Genomic DNA, 16,989 nt, shown 5'->3' on the forward strand with positions numbered 1-16,989 from the left:
TTTTGCAACCCCCTGTGAGTCCGGTCTCAATCCTAACTACTGAGACCGGACTCAGCAAGGGGAATTCCGTAAGGCTTTAAGGCCGCCTCGCTTCTCATGATTGGAAAATTTGCTGTGACTAAACGACTGAACTTCCGCCCCGGAGTGATCGTTGCGGCTGCTGTCGCAGCCCTCCTGGCACTGAGCGGGTGTGGCGGATCGACCCCTGCCTCGTCGTCGACCGCCGGAAACCCTTATGGCCTGATAGAACCTGGCACTATCCGCGTGGCCAGCCTGGGAGACGCCAAGCCCTACACGTTCACGGACGCCTCGGGAAACTTCACAGGTTTCGACGTCGAACTCTTCAAAGATGTCGCGCACCGCGCCGGAGTGGAGAAGGTCGTCTTCACCGGACAGGACTTCTCGGCGATCCTGCCGGCCGTCGCCAACGGACAGTTCGACGTCGGCGTCGCCGCCATCGGCATCACGGACAAGCGTAAACAGACCGTGGACTTCTCCAACGGCTACCTCGCCGGATACCTGACCGTCCTGACGACCAAGACCTCAGGGATCAAGGATGTCAGCGGCCTTGCCGGAAAGCGGCTTGGCGTGGTCCAAGGCACCCTGCAGGAGGCCTACGCAGTGAAGAACTTCCCCACCGCGAACCTGGTGCGCTTCCCGGACAACAACTCCGCGATCTCGGCAGTGAACAGCGGTTCGGCTGACGCCCACTTCCTTGACTACGAGGCCGCCAAGTCCTACGAACAGCAGTTCGGCCTGGTCAGCGCGGCCGATATTCCGTCCTTTGACGCACCGGCCGGCTTCGCGTTGGCCAAGGACAAGACCGCCCTCAAGGATGCCCTGAACAAGGGACTGGCCGCGGCGATGGAAGACGGTACCTGGGAGAAGCTCTACCAGAAGTGGTTCCCGGGATCCCCGATGCCCACGCAGTACCTGCCCAAGGCTGAGCAGACCGCCAGCCCGGCGCCGAGCAAATAGCCCAACTGCCTGACGGGCGGGCGTCCCTTTCGCGGTCCGCCCGCCCCGACGGCCACCTAAGTCTGAGAGCAAACCATGGACTGGTTAAGCACCATCACACGTACATTCTTCGATTTCGGCGCGATGGCCGAAGTCCTGCCGCAATTGATCGGCGTCGGCCTCTTGAACACCCTGATCATTTCGGTCTCCGCCACGATCATCGGCGTGGCACTGGGCATGGTCGTTGCGGTCATGGGGATCTCATCCTCGGCGTGGCTGCGCGTCCCTGCCCGCATCTACACCGATCTGTTCAGGGGCCTGCCGGCCATCCTCACCATCCTTCTGATCGGCCAAGGCTTCGCCCGGCTAAGCCAGTCGATCTTCGGCCCCTCCCCCTACCCGCTCGGCATCATCGCGCTGAGCCTTATCGCCAGCGCGTACATCGGGGAGATCTTCCGCGCCGGCATCCAAAGCGTTGACAAGGGCCAAGGCGAGGCATGCCGTGCCCTGGGCATGAGCTATGCCAAATCAATGCGGCTCGTGGTGGTGCCGCAAGGCATCCGCCGGGTGCTGCCCGCCCTGGTGAACCAGTTCATCGCCATCGTCAAGGACTCTTCACTTGTGTACTTCCTCGGCCTGCTTGTCAGCGAGCGCGAGCTCTTCCGTGTGGGCCAGGACGCCGCCGTGCTCTCCGGGAACCTGTCACCGCTGGTCATGGCCGGTGTCTTCTACCTCGTGATCACCGTCCCGCTGACCCACCTCGTGAACTACTTCGACAGCCGATTCCGCACGGGCCGCCGTCGTCCGAGCGCGCCGAGCAGCGGCCTCAAGGAACTCACAGAACTCGACGCGGCATCGCCGCTGATCACCGGGAGCAACACATGAGCGCCAGCACCAGCGCAAACAACACCGCCGCCGGTGTCCAGACATTCCACGGTTCCAGCCTGGAGTTAAGAAACCTGACCATGGCCTATGGCGACATCGAGGTGCTGCGCAACGTCAGCCTGAACGTTGCCCCCGGCACCACCACCTGCATCATCGGCCCCTCCGGATCCGGCAAGTCGACCCTGCTCCGTGGCGTCAACCGGCTCCACGAACCCAAGAGCGGCGATGTACTCCTGGCCGGTGAAAGCGCACTCAAGGTCAAACCGGACATCCTGCGAAACCGCATCGGCATGGTGTTCCAGCACTTCAATCTCTTCCCTGACCACACCGCCCTGGAGAACGTTGCCTTGGCGCTCTGGAGCGTGAAGGGAATGTCCAAGACCGCAGCCAGGGACCGTGCCCGCCGCAGCCTCGCCGAAGTGGGGCTCGCCGAACGGGCGGACCACCGCCCCCGCGACCTCTCCGGCGGCCAGCAACAGCGCGTGGCCATCGCCCGGGCGCTGGCCATGGAACCGGAGGTCATGCTCTTCGACGAAGCCACGAGCGCACTGGACCCCGAACTCGTCAAAGGCGTATTGAACCTCATGGCGGGCCTGGGTCGGCGCGGCATGACCATGTTGGTTGTCACGCACGAAATGGGCTTCGCCCGGAAAGTCGCCGACCAGGTGGTCTTCATGGATGAGGGTGAAGTCGTAGAGTCAGGCACGCCTGTAGACCTCTTCGACAACCCACGCAGTGAACGGCTCCAACGATTCCTCTCGGAGGTGCTGTAATGGCGAACGCCACCCCCTCTCCTATCCGCACGGCCATCGCCGGATTCGGGGTTTCCGGGAAAGTCTTCCACGCGCCGCTGATCGCCGCCGACCCCCGCTACTCCCTCGATGTCATCGTCACGGCAGACCCGCAGCGGGCAGCGGAAGCGGCAAGGCTGTATCCCGGTGCACGGATTTTCCCCACCCCGGAAGCACTGTTCGCAGTAGCTCCGGACCTGGACCTCGTGGTCCTCGGCACTCCCCCGCTCACCCATTTCGATCTCGCCGCGACCGCGATCGCCCATGGCCTCGACGTGGTGGTGGACAAGCCCTTCGCCACGACCTCGGCGCACGGCGAAGAGCTCATCGCCAGAGCATCCGACGGCGGTGTGCGGCTAACGGTATTCCAGAACCGCCGGTGGGACGCCGATTTCCTGACACTTCGTAAGGTCGTGCGGGAAGGCGGCCTCGGCGAGGTCCGAACCTTCGAATCGCGATTCGAGTGGTGGCGCCCGGAAGGCTTCGGCAATTGGCGTGACAGTGCGTCCTTGGGCGAAGGCGGCGGCATCCTCCATGATCTCGGCGCCCATTTGATCGACCAGGCCATCCAGCTTTTCGGTCCCGTCGAAGATTGCTACGGCGAAACGGCCAACCATGGACCGCACCCGGACGGCGCAGACACCGAAGCGTTTGTGACCTTGCTCCATAGCTCAGGAGTGCGATCGAGGCTATGGATGAACGGCATGGCTGCCCAAGCAGGACCCCGGTTCCATATCCTCGGTTCCAAGGCCGGCTACACCAAGTGGGGACTCGACAGCCAGGAGGCGGCCCTCGCGGCCGGACTCCCGCCGTCGGATCCCGCCTATGGCGTTGAGCCCGTAACTTCCTGGGGCGTGATGGGGACTGACGGAGACCCTGAGCCCGTCCCTGCCCAGACCGGCGCCTACCCCCGGTTCTATGCCGAACTCGCGGCCGCCATCCGCGGGGAGGGGCCATTGCCCGTGGACCCCGCGGAATCACTTGAAACCCTCAAAGTCATCGAAAGAATCCACGCCTTCGCGTAGGCGGATCTTTCCAGCCATGCCACCGTCCGCCTCGTGCGGCCGGCAACCACACCCCAAAGAAAGGGAGACTCATGTCCTCCACGCCCCCTACCAAGCATGTCGTCGTCATCGGCGGCGGCATCCTTGGAGTCTCCACGGCGGTCCACCTGCTCCGTGAAGGCGCGTCCGTTGTCCTGCTGACCGAAAAGGGCCTCGCGAGCGAGGCCAGCGGCCGTTCCCTGTCCTGGCTCAACTCCGCAGGAGAACGCTCCACCCCTTACCACCAACTGCGCCTCGCGGGGGTCGACCGCTACCGTACATTGTTCGCCGCGGATCCACACCGTGAATGGCTCCAGTTCGGCGGCGGCCTCATGTGGAACGCCGCCGGACAGCAAGCGGCCACGGAATCACGCCACGCCTACGAGAAGTCGGTCGGATACGACTCCAAGCTGCTGACTCCTGAAGAGATTGACGTCGCTACCCCTGGCATCAATGCAGGTGCAGTCCCGGAGTTCGCCATTTTCAACCCGGGCGAAGGGTGGGTCAGCCTCCCTGAACTCATCGAGTTCCTTCTGGAGGAATTCCACGCCCGCGGTGGCCAGCTCGTCCTCAACGCCGGCAAGGCTTCCGTCACGGTCGACGGCGGCCGTGCCACCGGCGTCGAGACTGTTGCCGGCGGGACCTATCGAGCCGACGCCGTCCTTGTGGCTTGCGGTGCCGCTACCCCTGCCGTCGTCGCACCACTCGGCGTCGACATCCCGAACGCCTCCCCCGTCTCGATGCTGGTGCTGACCAAAGCCGTGGACCATGAGGTGAGAGCCGTGATGAACACCCCCCGCGCCGCCATCCGGCCAAACCCGGAAAACACCTTCGCGCTGGACCACGATTGGTACGAAGAGCACATCACCGAGCACGAAGACGGTTCCTTCAGCATCCCGGATGGCATCGTCCAGGAGCTCGCCGACGAGGCGTCCAAGCTCATCGCGGGCCGGCCCGAGCTCAAGCCGGCATCCTGGAAGATCGGCTACAAGCCCATTCCGGGCGACGGCGAACCCGTGCTCGGAGAGCTCGGCCACGTGCCGGGCTGTTATGTCGCTTTCACGCACTCGGGAGCCACGCTCGGACTCATCGTGGGCGAACTGCTGGCGGGCGAAATCCTCACGGGAAGCAAGCATCCCATGCTCTCCACCTTCCGCCCCGGCAGGTTCTCCTAGCCGCGCAGGATGGCTGGCTGCCCAAAGGGGGCCAGCCATCCCGCATGTTGTTCGCGTCACAAACCGTCGTTTCGATGCCATATTCGTCGTTCTGAGCAATAAGCGGTGAACAAGCCGGGCGCCCTCATTACTATCTAGTGGTGGGGGCGAATTCCGGGCCTAGCTGGGAGTTGCCGGGATGAAAAATCAGGAGCTGGCAGTGTCGGAACCTTTGGAGTCTCAAGACCCGCTCGTCGAGCCGGAGCCCGTGCTGGTTCCGGGTGACAAGGGTGACACCCTGGCGGCCCTGCGCGGGCAAGCACAGGAAATCATCGACGAAGTCCTCGGCGGAACCGAACCGAGCGGCGAGCATCTCCGGGCGAAACTACGGTCCAGCATTGCCCGACACCCCGGATACCCCGAGCTGGCCCTGCTCGAACACCTGATGAACCGGGCCAGCGGCAGCTGACTCGTCCCGGAGTTGCACACGTTTTACACAGGGTTTACCCACGCGGTCTTGTTAGCGTCGACGCAGTCAGCACAGACTGAATATCACGTGAAAAACGATTCACGGTGGTTGTTCAACCAGAGCAGCGGACGAGGACTGCAGTGATGCTCCGTCCTCGCCGGTAGTGAAGTCGCTACCGAGCAGGATCCGCAGACCGGGAGGTAGCAGTGGCCGGCATATTCGAAGTGTTCGTTGACGGGGAATCGCTTTTCAGGTTCCGCCTCAAATCACCTGACGGAACGGTCATCGCTGTTTCGACGCCATTCGAGGACAAAACAGCGGTTGTCGCCGGAATCGCCGCGGCGCGGGAGTGCGCGGGCATGGGGCTGGTCACCGACCTCTGCCCGGCAACGGGCGTGCGCCAGCCGGCCGCGACCGTTCTTGCGAAGCCTGTCCCGCACAATGCGGCTTCCCAGGGATGTGATGAACCGCGCAAGGCCGCCAACGGATTCCGCACGCATGCCAAGGAACTAGGTCGGGCGTCGGCCGCGCCCAGATGGACCGGCGCGGCTTAAGAGATTGACAGCGAAGGACCGACGGCGCACTGGGGGACTTACCTGGGTCTCAGCAGGCAAGATGCGCCGCCGGCCGTTTTGGTCCAGCCCCCATTCTCCCACTCATCGCCCGCCGAGGCCACTATCCGCGCCCGTCAGACAGGCTTGCGCGCTCGGCTCGGCTGCACACGCGTCGGCTCGCCCGGCATCTTTGGATAGTCAGGCGGGAACGGCATCTCCCCAAGCCCCGCGGCGACGTCGCGTTCCCACCATTGAAGCAGCACGTCGATCTTCCCCGCTTCGGAATTCATCGCACTCCACGGATCGCCGAGGGTTTTCAACCTGCCAGGCACGCTCAGGATGGTGAAGTTTTTCGGGTCCGCTGATTCAAGTTCGTTCCACGTGATGGGACAAGAGACCGGGGCATGGGCGAGCGCCCTCGGGCTGTACGCGCCGGCTATGGTCCGGTCACGGTTGGCTTGGTTGAAATCGACGAAGACCCGTTCACCGCGTTCTTCCTTCCACCAGGCGGTGGTCACCTTGTCCGGCATTCGGCGCTCGAGCTCCCGGGCGGCTGCAATCACGGCATGCCGTACGTCCAGGAACTCATGCGAAGGCTCAATCGGGGCATAGACGTGGAGTCCGCGGTTTCCGGAGGTCTTGATGAAAGTGGTCAACCCGGCCTCCGCGAGTACGTCTTTCAACGCAAGGGCCGCGGGAATCGCGTCATCGAAATCCGTTCCCGGCTGCGGGTCCAGGTCGATCCGCAGCTGGTCAGGGTTGTCCGTGTTTTCGACCCGCGAGGGCCAAGGGTGAAAGACCACTGTGTTCATCTGGACGGCCCACACGGCTGCTGCTGGCTCATCGAGCACCAGTTGGGGATGCGAGCGCGCACTCGGATAGACAACCTTCACGGACCGGATGAAGTCCGGTGTTCCTTTCGGCGGATTTTTGGAGAAGAACTGGTCGCCGTCGATGTTGTCCGAAAAGCGCTGCAGCGAGATCGGCCGATCGCCGTTCGCAGAGATGAATGCGTCCCCGACCTCAACGATATAGCGCGCGAGATCCAGCTTGGTCAGGCCGAGCTCCGGCCAGAGGACGCGGCTTGGACTGGAGATCCGTATTTCGCGAGGACCGTTCGGCCCGTCAACGGTGAGGGTGGTTGCTTCGGTAGCCATGGGGACAAGCTACCCCGGCCCTAGCCTCAGTGTCTGCAGCCTGAATGGATTGTGCAAACCGCATCTTCGTCGGATTCCTGTTCCGCCCCTAGCCGAGACCATCTTCTCCCGCTTCGGGCAACCCCGCAGCGGGAGGGCAGATGAGCACCTCCCGCTACGGGATACACGCGCCGCAGCCAGCCTTGGGGCTGAGAACCGCTTAGCGCACCCCTGCGTCCGGGGTGCCCTCGGTGTGGGCGTGGTCCGTCTTGTGCTGGTCCCCGACCTTGGACCCGTGGTCCGTCTCGCCGTGTCCGGCGTCCTTGTCCTTGGCTTCCTTCATTCCGTCGTGGTCACGATCAGCCGGCTCGACCGCCGGGGTATGGGACGACGGTGACGAATGGGTAGTCGGCGGCGTTGATGAACCGGGAGCTGGGGCCGGAGTGCCCGGCGCATCCTCAGCCGGTTCCGCCGCGGCTGGAGCCGACGACGACGGCTCCGGGGACTCCGCCCCAGGAGCGGTCGCAGGGGGAACCGCCGTCGTCGAGGGTACCGCCGTCGTCGAGGGTACCGCCGTCGTCGGGGTCGCCGGTGAGGAGACCCGAGGGGACGACGCCGACGGGCTGGCCGATGCGGTGGACGTTGGCGCAGGCGCTTCGGTGGTGGCGATGCTGGTAAAGGCGGCAGCGCCGCCCCCTGCTGCGATGGCGCCCGCTGTGATCAGGGTGATCACGGCTTTGCTGGCTGCAAGGCTGGTCAGGATAGGCATTGGAGACCTCCGGAATTCTCTTCTTGATTGCTCATTGGATATTTCACGGACTGGGTTGCGGTTGCCTCACCGCGCGTTCCGGTATCGGAACTCCCACAGCCACGCTAGGCACAGAAGCCGCTGGATATCAGCCCTGAGGAGGAACGATCGCGCATTTGTTCACCCACCCTTGGGTCCGTGCGGGACGATTACCCCAGCGGGAACGAATGTCCGCGGCCAGGCAAACGGGGCCTAGACTGTACGGGCTCCGTCGGTTCGAAGAAAAGCGAGGTGTGAGCGTGCCTGATGGCCCAATCACTGGAGACAGCGATGCGCTGGTAGCAGCTCGGTACAGGCTGGGAACCCTGATCGGCCGAGGCGCGACGGCCTCGGTGTACCGGGCGCGGGATGAGAGGCTGGGCCGCGAGGTGGCCCTGAAACTCTTTGCTCCCCTGCTGGGCGGGCCGGACGAGCTTGCCCGGCATGAGAACGAGATGCGGCTCCTGGCGACCTTCAACCATCCGTCACTCGTCACTCTCTTCGACGCCGGTACCGACCATCGGGATCCGGAGCATGCCAGGACATTCCTCACGATGGAACTGATTCACGGTCCGGACCTGTATGCCAGGCTCCGGGACCGGCCGCTGACGACCCAGGACGTAGCCCACATCGGGGCGGATCTGGCGTCGGCCCTGGAATACGTCCATGGGCGCGGGATCATCCACCGCGACATCAAACCTGCGAATGTCCTCCTGCCTGATGCCCCCGTAGGATCCCCGATCCGGCCCAAGCTCACCGACTTCGGAATCGCCCGCATCATCGAGGGCACGCGCTTGACCGCAACAGGCACCATGGTGGGAACCGCTGCCTACCTGAGCCCGGAACAGGCCACTGGCTCTGCCCTCGGACCGGCCAGCGACATCTATTCCCTGGGACTTGTCCTCCTCGAATGCCTGACCGGAAAGCTCGAATACCCGGGAACCAGCGTGGAGTCGGCCGTTGCGAGGCTCCACCGCCCGCCACGCGTGCCCGATACCTTCGGAACGCAGTGGGTTGACCTCCTGACCGCCATGACATCGACCGAACCCTCCGCGCGACCTGCCGCGCGAGACGTTGAGCAAGCCCTGCGGAACGGCTTCAGTACCGGCGTCCCTGCGGCGATGCCCGTTCGCGGCAACGGAGCCACTCAGACCCTTCCCCGTATGCCCGACCGTCCGCCCCGCACAGCCAAGGCAACCACGCAGACGCGCGTTCAGCCGGTGGCAACGGCAAGCGAAAGCGCGGGCGGCAGCACCGTCGTCGGGCCGACCGTACGTAGCGGCCGCCCATGGCGGGGAAAGGCGCCGAGGCGCCCGCGTGGCGCGGCATGGGCTGTCGGGGCCGTCCTGCTTACCGCTGCCCTGGTGGTCATTGGCGTCAGCGCCATCCAGCCGCCCGCTCCCGCGGCCCCTGCCCCCTCCGTCTCGGCAACACCAACGCCCACACCCAGTGCCTCAACCCCGACGCCGACGCCAACGCCATCACCGAGCGTTGAGACATCGATGCCGGTTGCGCCGGTTCCCGTGGCCCCGGCGCCGGGACGCCACAAGGGAAAGGGCAATGGCGGTTAGGAGCCGGCGCCCGGGCTGAAGCCAGCCGGCTTGCCGGATCGAGCCGTCGGCAACGGCGCGTCCTAAAGACATGCGGATGCATCGAAAAAGGGAGGGTCGGCGTGCCGACCCTCCCTTTCGTTTCCTGCTGTTGCTAGATACCGCCGTCGCGGGTGTCCCGGGTCACGATGCGGTCCCCCGTGACGGGGTCGACGGTGGCGCGGCTTTCGCTGATTCGGCGGGTCCGGCGCGGGCCGAACACGAAGAGGGAAACGATCAAGCCGATAACGCCGACCACCATGAGGATGTAGCCGACCATATGGAGGTCGATGAATGACACGACATCTCCGGGGATGGCGAAGGCCAGAATGGCGCCTATCGCGATAAGGAAGATGGATGATCCGATACCCACTGCTGTACCTCCTGCTGAACCGCGGACCCGGCGGTGGCGGGTATTACTAAGGTTACTTTGCATCGCCAAAGCTACACGTCGGCACTTCATCCGGCAACCACGTGCCGAGGATCCGGCATCTCTACGGCATCTCACCCCCAAAAACACTAAGGGTGCTTTGCATTTTCAGTGCCTGCCGGGTACCGTCCAATAAGGACCACGTGTCTCTATTGGGGGAGGTCAGCAAATGGCAGGAAAGTTTGAACTGTTTGTCGATGCCCGGGAACGGTACCGGTTCCGGTTGAAGGCAGCGGACGGGACCGTCATGGCCGTCTCGAAGGATTTTGAGACCAAACGAGCTGCGGTGGCGGGAATCCGCGAGGTGCGGGCATGTGCCGGAATGGGACTGATCACAGACCTGTGCCCGGCCCAGCCGGCGGCATCCGTAGCAGCACCGGAAACCTCCCCGCCGGCTTTGTCCGAAGCGGTGCCGCCACGCGGCCGGCATTGGCTCGGCCGGACCTTTATCGTTCGCAGGCGCGGCCACAAAGCGCTGGCGTCCGCGCGATGGCTGAACCCGGTCGAGTAACAATAGAAGCCGGCCAATAGCTCAGGACGGCAGAAAAGGCCGGGACTCATGTCCCGGCCTTTTCCATCGCATTTAGTAAGGCTTCCCGGCACCTGGTGGCCGGGTGGTCCACTCGGTTTCGGTGGCGCGCATCCAGGGATACGGCAGGAGTTCTTCGAGGCTGACGGTCCCCACCTCTCCCCCGGCATCGACTAGGACAGTTGCCTCGGGCCCGTAGTTCCGAAGCAGTTCCCGGCACACCCCACAAGGATTGGTGACTTGGGGCTCGCCTTGGTCGTCCATGCTGACCGCAACGGATGACTCGATGGAGGTTTCCTGCGCCATCCTGGCGTTGGCGAGGGCGCTGGATTCGGCGCACACATTGATTCGTTTGGAGCCAAGGTGAAGGCCGAGGTAGATCGCCCCTGAGGCACCCCGCATGGCGGCGGCGACGCGATGGTTCTCGCTGTGATGAGCCGTGAGAAGCAGTTCACGGGCCGCCGTGTAGAGCTCCACGTCCGGCTGGCTGAGGTCAAACGAGATCAGATTGCTAGCTCCCAATGAAGATGCCGCTCTTCCGACGCGCCAGGACGTAGAACACGATGCTCAGCACGGAGAGTACTGCGACGTAAACCGGGAAGATCCACGCTGCATTCATGGACTGGAGCCAGACCAGGAGGTACGAGGCCGTGCCGCCGAAGATTGCCACGCCAATTCCATAACCGAGGGAAGTTCCGGCGCCACGGCAGGATTTGGGCATCAGGGAACTGGTGACGACGTTGTACAGGGTCATGTTCAGGACCAGGACAACCGAGCCGCCCAGGAGGACCGCGGCGAATCCACCGATGCCCGGACGGACGTACATCAGCATCAGGAAGACCGAAGGAATGGACAAGGCGCGGGTGATGAGGAACCACTTGGAAATCGACTTGCCGTCGGCGAGCTTGCCGACAACGAGGCTACCGACAACCAGCACCGCTCCGAGGATGGTGGTGAGGGCGAAGACGGCGGTCGCGTCTTCCTTGAAGCTGCTGCGGGCCGCGGTGGGCAGTCCCGTATTCCAGGCGTAGTTGTAGGCCTGCGCCGCTCCAACGACGAACGTGATGGCCAGTACGCTCAGCCAATGCTTGCGCACTCCGCCCCACACGGCTTTCGAGGAGTTTTCCGCAAGCTCCTCCGGACGCATGGTTTCCGGAAGGGTCCGGCGAAGGTAGACCACGATGAATCCGAAGATTGCGCCCACGATGAAGGGAACACGCCATCCCCAGTCGGCCATGACAGCGCCGCTGAGCATCAGGCTGCACAGGTAGCTGACCAGCGAGGCGAGCAGGATGCCCGAGTTGACGAAGAAGGAGATGATGCCTGCGACGAACCCTTCGCGACCCACCGGAACCAGTTCCACGGCGTGTGCGGTGGAAAGAGGAGCTTCAACACCGGTGGAGATGCCCTGGACGATGCGGCAGACCAGGAGGATCATGCCGGCAGCGCCGCCGATCTGCTGGTACGTCGGGCACAGGGCGATGACCAGCGTGGTGATGGCCATCATCATGATGGACCAGAGCATCACTTTTCGACGCCCGATTCTGTCGGCGAAAGTACCGAGCAGGACGCCGCCCAGCGGACGGAACGCGAAGCCGACGGCGAAGACCGCCAAGGCGTTGAGCGTCGCGGCGGTGGGGTCCTGCGAGGGGAAGAACTTTGGCCCGATGAAGGCCGACAGGAGTCCGAAGACCATCCAGTCGTACCACTCAAGGGTGTTCCCGAGACCGAGGCCCAGCAGCCCACGGCGGATTTCCGGAGAGAGCCGGGATTTCCGGGCGCTTTCCGGGCCATTCTTGACGACAGTGTCAGTCATGATTCTTTCCTTCCTCCGCACCTTCGGGTGCGTGAGGGTACGGATCACCGTTGACATCCAGGGGGTATGGACGGTGATCGAAACTATCATTTTGGCCTGGTTCGGCAGGGCCGAACCAACTCACCTCATGGGAAGCGAATTAGCCCAGATAGCTACGCGTGCCTCTTCGTAGCGCTTTGAAGCAAACGGGGACATCCAGTCCGGAAAGGGAGCGTGGATGGCTTGCTTGGGTGTCGCAGGATCAGCAGGGAAACACGAGGGTGGACGTGGGGCTGGGTTGGGCCTTCCGCCAGAAGGCTGAATGCCCGCGTCTGTGATCGTGTTGCAAACTTCCCAACGTGATGCGACTCACTTAACTATATTGAAGATATTCACCAGGTCAATGCTTTTAGATAAATAGCCCGCGTTATGCCGCCAATGCTGGAGAGTCCTGCCCCGAGAGCGGGCTGGCGAGCGTGGCGTGAGAGAAAAGTTTCAGCAAACCATTGATTCGCTAAAATTTTTCACTATAGTTGTGTGAGTCAGCTCACCGAGAGAAAGCTGGACCATGACCAACGAGATCATCACGGCATCCTCACCCGCCGGCACAAGCGCACTTCTGGCGACTGTCGGCAACAAGGTCCGTACGATGCGCAAGGACAAGGGGATGACCCTGTCCAAACTCTCGGAAATCACCGGTCTCAGCCCGGCGATCGTCAGCCAGATCGAACGCGGGCTGGCCAATCCGTCATTCACCACCCTGGCACAGCTGGCTCACGGCCTGGACATTCCGGTGGGGAAGTTCTTCCTCGGCCAGGAAGAAACCAGGTCGCCGGTTGTCCGCAAGGCGGAGCGGCGAAACCTCAAAGGCGTCACCAAGAAGTCCGTGGGAGAGGCGGTCTATGAACTCCTGACCCCGGACCTCAACGGTGCGCTCGAGGCCCAATGGATCGTGAGTCCGCCAGGCCACGACACCAGCGCCACTCCTTTCCGCCACAGCGGCGAGGAATTCGGCATCATCCTCTCGGGAAGGAAAGACATCTTCCTCGACGGTGAGTGCTACACGCTTGAGGCGGGCGATTCGATCACTTTCTCCTCGGATACGCCTCACTGGTACAAAAACAGCTACGAAGAGGTATGCGTAGCAATCTGGGTCAACGCCCCCCACGTGTGGTGATCAGCCGGCGCTAGCCGCCGCCCGATCCCATACACGCACGGACCCTTGGACGTCCGTTCGCAAACATCTCCATCTCCGTGTCCAGGTCCCCCGGGACCTCTACTCGTCATGCCCTTCGCCAGGCCCGGTCCGCCGCATTGCATTGCTGCGGGCTCCTCCTGAGCACCTCGTCTATACCCCGGCAACCGTGCCAGCGGCATGCCCGCCGGGAAGTAAGGATCCTCCACCATGAACTCCTTTGCCACCACATCGTCACTGGAACTCAGTACGACGACGGCGGATCTCACCGCGCCCGTCATCTCCCGCTCCGATGTCCTCGTGGTCGGCGGTGGTCCCGCCGGCGTGGCCGCCGCCGTCACTGCAGCACGGTCCGGGGCGTCCGTCACCCTCCTCGAGCGCTACTCCTCGCTCGGCGGGCTTGCCTCCGGAGGCATGGTCCTGGTGCTCGACGACATGATCAACGGCCAGGAAATCACGGTCACGGGCATCGTTTCGGAGTACGTGGAGCGTCTGCAGAAGCTCGGCCTGGCCGTCGTTCCGCCTGCCGATGACCGCAAGACCTCCGAGGAACTCTGGAACAAGTGGGGCCGCTACGGCACCTTCGACTTCCATTCCCACACCAACCCCAAGCCGATCTGCTATGCCGCAGCCTTCGACCCCGACGGCTGGAAGCGGGTCTCCAACGACCTCGTCCGCGAAGCCGGAGTCAACCTCCGCCTGCACTCGTGGTTCTCCCGCCCGATCGTGGACAACGGCGTCATGAAGGGCGTCATCTGCGAGACCAAGTCCGGCCCGCAGGCCTTCATGGCGGACATCGTGATCGACACGACCGGAGACATCGACGTCGCCTCCCGTGCCGGCGCCAGCCACATCAAGGACAGCTACCTCACCACCCTCGTCTTCCGCCTCGGCAACGTCGACACCGCCGCCGCCGAAGCCTTCGAGCAGGCCAACCCGAAGGAAGCCCGCGCCATCAACCGCACCATCAAGCGGCTCCTTGGCGGCGCCTGGGAACTGTGGTGGCTCAAGACACCGATCGACGGCGTCGTCTGGTGCAACGCTCCCCACATGACCGGGTACGACGGCGTGGACCCGGCGGACATGACCGCCGCCGAGTTTGCCGCACGCGACCGGATCAGCGAGGCCGTGGAGTACGTCCGCGCCCACCTGCCGGGCTTCGAGAACTGCTTCATGCTCGACGTCGCCTCCCAGATGGGCGTCCGGCAGACCCGCCTGCTCGAGGGCGAATACGTCATGACGAAGGACGATGTCACCTCGCGCCGCCACTTCGCGGACACCGTGGCCCGCGGCCGCGATTACTACTACCCCTACCGCTCCCTGCTTCCCAAGGAAGTGGACCAGCTCCTCGTGGCCGGCCGCCACTACTCGGCCACCCCGGAAGCGCAGAAGATGTCCCGCGAGATCCCGCCCTGCATGGCCATGGGCCAGGCAGTCGGCGTCGCCGCCGCTCTGGCGGTCCAGAACGGCACCCTTGTCCGCGACGTCTCCGCGCTGGATATCCAGCAGGGCATGCGCCGGCACGGTGCAGACCCGGGCGACGTCCCGTCGTCGAACGCTACCGTCGACAGCGAAGCCGTGGTGGGGGCATGAGCACCGAGACCCTCCTCGATGAGTTCGAGGAAACCACGATGGCGGCCGTCGCCGCTGCTGCCAAACCCAACGGCATCCCTCTGCCGCTCGACGGCATCAAGATCGTCGACTTCACCCAGGTATTCATGGGACCGTCGTGCACCCAGCTCCTGGGCGACTACGGCGCGGACATCATCAAGGTGGAACGTCCGGGCGCCGGCGACATCTCGCGCAACTCGTTCCCGGACAAGGACGGCCAGGACAACCCCATTTTCCTGTCCATCAACCGGAACAAGCGCAGCGTTTCCGTGGACACCCGCACCGACGAGGGCAAGGCCGTCCTCCGCCGGGTGATGGCCGACGCCGACGTCGTGGTCAGCAACTTCCGTTCCGGCGTGATGGAACGGATGGGCTTCGGCTACGAGGAACTCAAGGCAGAGAACCCGGGAATCATCTGGGCCTCCGGCACGGGTTTCGGCCCGGTTGGACCGTACTCCCACAAGGGCGGCCAGGATGCGATCGCACAGGCGTACTCGGGCGTGATGTGGCGGCGCGAGTCGGACGACGTGAAGCCTGCCATCTACCCCACCACGCTGTGCGACTACATCACGGGCATGCACCTCATGCAGGGCATCCTGCTGGCACTGCGCACCCGGGAGACCTCCGGCGTCGGGCAAAAGGTCGAGGTGACCATGTACGACTCCATGCTCCACCTGCAGATGCAGGAGGCTTGCATGCAGCTCAACCGCGGCTACGAAGTCAACTGGGGCGCCATGCCGCTAAGCGGCGTCTTTGAAACCACAGACGGCGCCGTCTGCATGGTGGGCGGTTTCACCCCCGATCCGCTGGCCCGGATTTCCGAAGCGCTGGGCCTGGACGAAGACCTTACCCAGCGGCCGGAGTTCGCCAACTTGGAGCAGCAATTCAAGCACAAGCCGGCCCTGCAGGCGATCTTCCGGGAACGGATCGCCACGAACACCACGGAGTACTGGACCAACCAGCTCGAAAGCCAAGGCCTGCTCAACGCGCCCGTCCACACCCTGGAGCAAGCCTTGGCCGATGCCCAGACCGAGGCCAACGGCATGATCGTCGAAGCCGAGCATCCCGGCGTGGGCACCGTGAAGATGCTCAACGCCCCGATTCGCCTGTCTGCCACACCGCCTTCCGTCCGGCGCGTGGCGCCGCGGCTCGGAGAGCACAATGTGGAAGTCCTCCTGGAGAACGGCTTCGACGCTGAAACCATCGAACGCCTGCAGACGTTGGGAGTCCTCCGGTGACTGTGTCGATGGAAGAGAAGAAGATTGTTGACCAGGTCACGCTGACCATCGAGAACCACGTCGCCACGGTGGTCATCGACCGCCAGCACGTGCTCAACGCCATCGACGGGACTGCACAGGCCCGGCTCAACGAGATCTGGACCCGGATCGAAGCCGATCCCGACCTGCGCGCCGTCGTCATCACCGGCGCCGGGACGCGGGCGTTCTGCGTCGGGGCGGACATGTCCGCCTCGGCCGTGGACAAGACCGGCTTGCAGTACTGGGCGGAACTTGATCCGAACGGTTTCGGCGGTCTGAGCCTGCGCACCAGCCTGGACATTCCGGTGATCGCCCGGGTGAACGGCTACGCGCTGGGCGGTGGCATGGAGATCGTGCTCGGCGCCGACATCGTGGTCGCCGCGGACACGGCCCGCTTCGGCCTCACCGAACCGCGGGTCGGACGCTTGGCGCTCGACGGCGGCATCCACCAGCTGGTGCGCCGCGTCCCCTACACGCAAGCGATGGGCATGCTCCTCACGGGCCGCAAGGCCGAGGCTGCCGAGATGCAGTCGATGGGCCTTGTCAACGAAGTGGTTCCCGCGGAGGAGCTCGACGCCGCGGTGCAGCGCTGGGTGGACCAGGTCCTCGCCTGCGCCCCCAGTTCCGTCCGGGCCGTCAAGCAAATGGTCAGCCGGACCAGCCACTTGAGCGCCACGGAAGCCCGCGGCCTCCGGCTGCCGGCCCTCATGGCCGCACTGGACAGCGAAGACTCCGCCGAAGGCGTGCGGGCTTTCCAGGAAAAGCGTCCGCCGGTGTGGCCGGGCCGCTGAATGCAGGACGAACAGAT

18 protein-coding genes are annotated in these 16,989 nt (G+C 64.2%); 13 read left to right on the forward strand and 5 right to left on the reverse strand.

Annotated features, from left to right (window positions below; genetic code table 11):
- Positions 1-96 precede the first annotated feature (96 nt).
- The 7 genes from KNN17_RS09540 to KNN17_RS09570 all read left to right on the forward strand — a co-directional run bounded on the left by KNN17_RS09540 (position 97) and on the right by KNN17_RS09570 (position 5,853).
- Entirely contained in the window at positions 97-978 is an 882-nt protein-coding gene (locus KNN17_RS09540) for an ABC transporter substrate-binding protein (RefSeq protein ID WP_241708519.1), read from the forward strand.
- A gap of 75 nt (positions 979-1,053) precedes the next feature.
- Complete coding sequence (locus tag KNN17_RS09545) at positions 1,054-1,842, forward strand: amino acid ABC transporter permease (RefSeq protein ID WP_078107981.1); 789 nt, start codon at positions 1,054-1,056, stop codon at positions 1,840-1,842.
- Positions 1,839-2,615 (forward strand): amino acid ABC transporter ATP-binding protein, encoded by a 777-nt coding sequence (locus tag KNN17_RS09550; protein WP_274619692.1) that lies wholly within the window; start codon positions 1,839-1,841, stop codon positions 2,613-2,615. The genes KNN17_RS09545 and KNN17_RS09550 overlap by 4 nt, the downstream gene beginning before the upstream one ends.
- A complete protein-coding gene (locus tag KNN17_RS09555) occupies positions 2,615-3,658 on the forward strand; it encodes a Gfo/Idh/MocA family protein (protein WP_241708520.1) in 1,044 nt (347 codons plus the stop codon). The genes KNN17_RS09550 and KNN17_RS09555 overlap by 1 nt, the downstream gene beginning before the upstream one ends.
- Positions 3,659-3,729: 71 nt before the next feature.
- A complete protein-coding gene (locus tag KNN17_RS09560; protein WP_241708521.1) occupies positions 3,730-4,851 on the forward strand; it encodes an NAD(P)/FAD-dependent oxidoreductase in 1,122 nt (373 codons plus the stop codon).
- 178 nt (positions 4,852-5,029) lie between these two features.
- A complete protein-coding gene (locus KNN17_RS09565; protein ID WP_241708522.1) occupies positions 5,030-5,299 on the forward strand; it encodes a hypothetical protein in 270 nt (89 codons plus the stop codon).
- A 206-nt stretch (positions 5,300-5,505) separates the two neighbouring features.
- On the forward strand, positions 5,506-5,853 hold the full coding sequence (locus tag KNN17_RS09570; protein WP_241708523.1) for a YegP family protein: 348 nt from the start codon (positions 5,506-5,508) through the stop codon (positions 5,851-5,853).
- 134 nt (positions 5,854-5,987) lie between these two features.
- Here KNN17_RS09570 and ligD read toward each other — a convergent pair whose 3' ends face one another.
- Both ligD and KNN17_RS09580 read right to left on the reverse strand, forming a co-directional pair.
- On the reverse strand, positions 5,988-7,010 hold the full coding sequence (gene ligD / locus KNN17_RS09575) for a non-homologous end-joining DNA ligase (protein WP_241708524.1): 1,023 nt from the start codon (positions 7,008-7,010) through the stop codon (positions 5,988-5,990).
- A gap of 199 nt (positions 7,011-7,209) precedes the next feature.
- On the reverse strand, positions 7,210-7,758 hold the full coding sequence (locus tag KNN17_RS09580; protein WP_241708526.1) for a hypothetical protein: 549 nt from the start codon (positions 7,756-7,758) through the stop codon (positions 7,210-7,212).
- A 278-nt stretch (positions 7,759-8,036) separates the two neighbouring features.
- Between KNN17_RS09580 and KNN17_RS09585 the strand changes: the two genes are divergently transcribed.
- The gene (locus KNN17_RS09585; protein ID WP_241708528.1) at positions 8,037-9,347 is read left to right on the forward strand and encodes a serine/threonine-protein kinase; all 1,311 of its coding nucleotides are present in this window, start codon (positions 8,037-8,039) and stop codon (positions 9,345-9,347) included.
- Between the two features lie 133 nt (positions 9,348-9,480).
- Here KNN17_RS09585 and KNN17_RS09590 read toward each other — a convergent pair whose 3' ends face one another.
- The gene (locus KNN17_RS09590; protein ID WP_078107972.1) at positions 9,481-9,738 is read right to left on the reverse strand and encodes a DUF6458 family protein; all 258 of its coding nucleotides are present in this window, start codon (positions 9,736-9,738) and stop codon (positions 9,481-9,483) included.
- Between the two features lie 226 nt (positions 9,739-9,964).
- On the opposite strand from KNN17_RS09590, the gene KNN17_RS09595 reads away from it, so the two are divergent.
- Entirely contained in the window at positions 9,965-10,306 is a 342-nt protein-coding gene (locus KNN17_RS09595; RefSeq protein ID WP_241708530.1) for a YegP family protein, read from the forward strand.
- Positions 10,307-10,378: 72 nt separating this feature from the next.
- Here the strand turns inward: KNN17_RS09595 and KNN17_RS09600 are convergent, their stop codons facing one another.
- Both KNN17_RS09600 and KNN17_RS09605 read right to left on the reverse strand, forming a co-directional pair.
- The gene (locus KNN17_RS09600; RefSeq protein WP_241708531.1) at positions 10,379-10,846 is read right to left on the reverse strand and encodes a hypothetical protein; all 468 of its coding nucleotides are present in this window, start codon (positions 10,844-10,846) and stop codon (positions 10,379-10,381) included.
- The gene (locus tag KNN17_RS09605) at positions 10,836-12,140 is read right to left on the reverse strand and encodes an MFS transporter (protein WP_078107969.1); all 1,305 of its coding nucleotides are present in this window, start codon (positions 12,138-12,140) and stop codon (positions 10,836-10,838) included. The genes KNN17_RS09600 and KNN17_RS09605 overlap by 11 nt, the downstream gene beginning before the upstream one ends.
- 547 nt (positions 12,141-12,687) lie before the next feature.
- Here KNN17_RS09605 and KNN17_RS09610 point away from each other — a divergent pair.
- The 4 genes from KNN17_RS09610 (at position 12,688) to KNN17_RS09625 (ending at position 16,972) form a co-directional block, all read left to right on the forward strand.
- Positions 12,688-13,296 (forward strand): helix-turn-helix domain-containing protein, encoded by a 609-nt coding sequence (locus KNN17_RS09610; RefSeq protein ID WP_078107968.1) that lies wholly within the window; start codon positions 12,688-12,690, stop codon positions 13,294-13,296.
- A 228-nt stretch (positions 13,297-13,524) separates the two neighbouring features.
- Entirely contained in the window at positions 13,525-14,907 is a 1,383-nt protein-coding gene (locus tag KNN17_RS09615) for an FAD-dependent oxidoreductase (RefSeq protein ID WP_241708533.1), read from the forward strand.
- Positions 14,904-16,163 carry a CaiB/BaiF CoA transferase family protein gene (locus KNN17_RS09620; RefSeq protein WP_372489652.1) on the forward strand — a complete coding sequence of 420 codons (1,260 nt, stop codon included), beginning with the start codon at positions 14,904-14,906 and terminating at the stop codon, positions 16,161-16,163. The genes KNN17_RS09615 and KNN17_RS09620 overlap by 4 nt, the downstream gene beginning before the upstream one ends.
- Before the next feature lie 8 nt (positions 16,164-16,171).
- Positions 16,172-16,972: an enoyl-CoA hydratase-related protein gene (locus KNN17_RS09625; RefSeq protein ID WP_242598697.1), complete on the forward strand. Its 801-nt coding sequence runs from the start codon at positions 16,172-16,174 to the stop codon at positions 16,970-16,972.
- Positions 16,973-16,989 lie beyond the last annotated feature (17 nt).

Source organism: Arthrobacter bambusae (assembly GCF_022606295.1).
Lineage (GTDB): Bacteria > Actinomycetota > Actinomycetes > Actinomycetales > Micrococcaceae > Arthrobacter > Arthrobacter bambusae_A.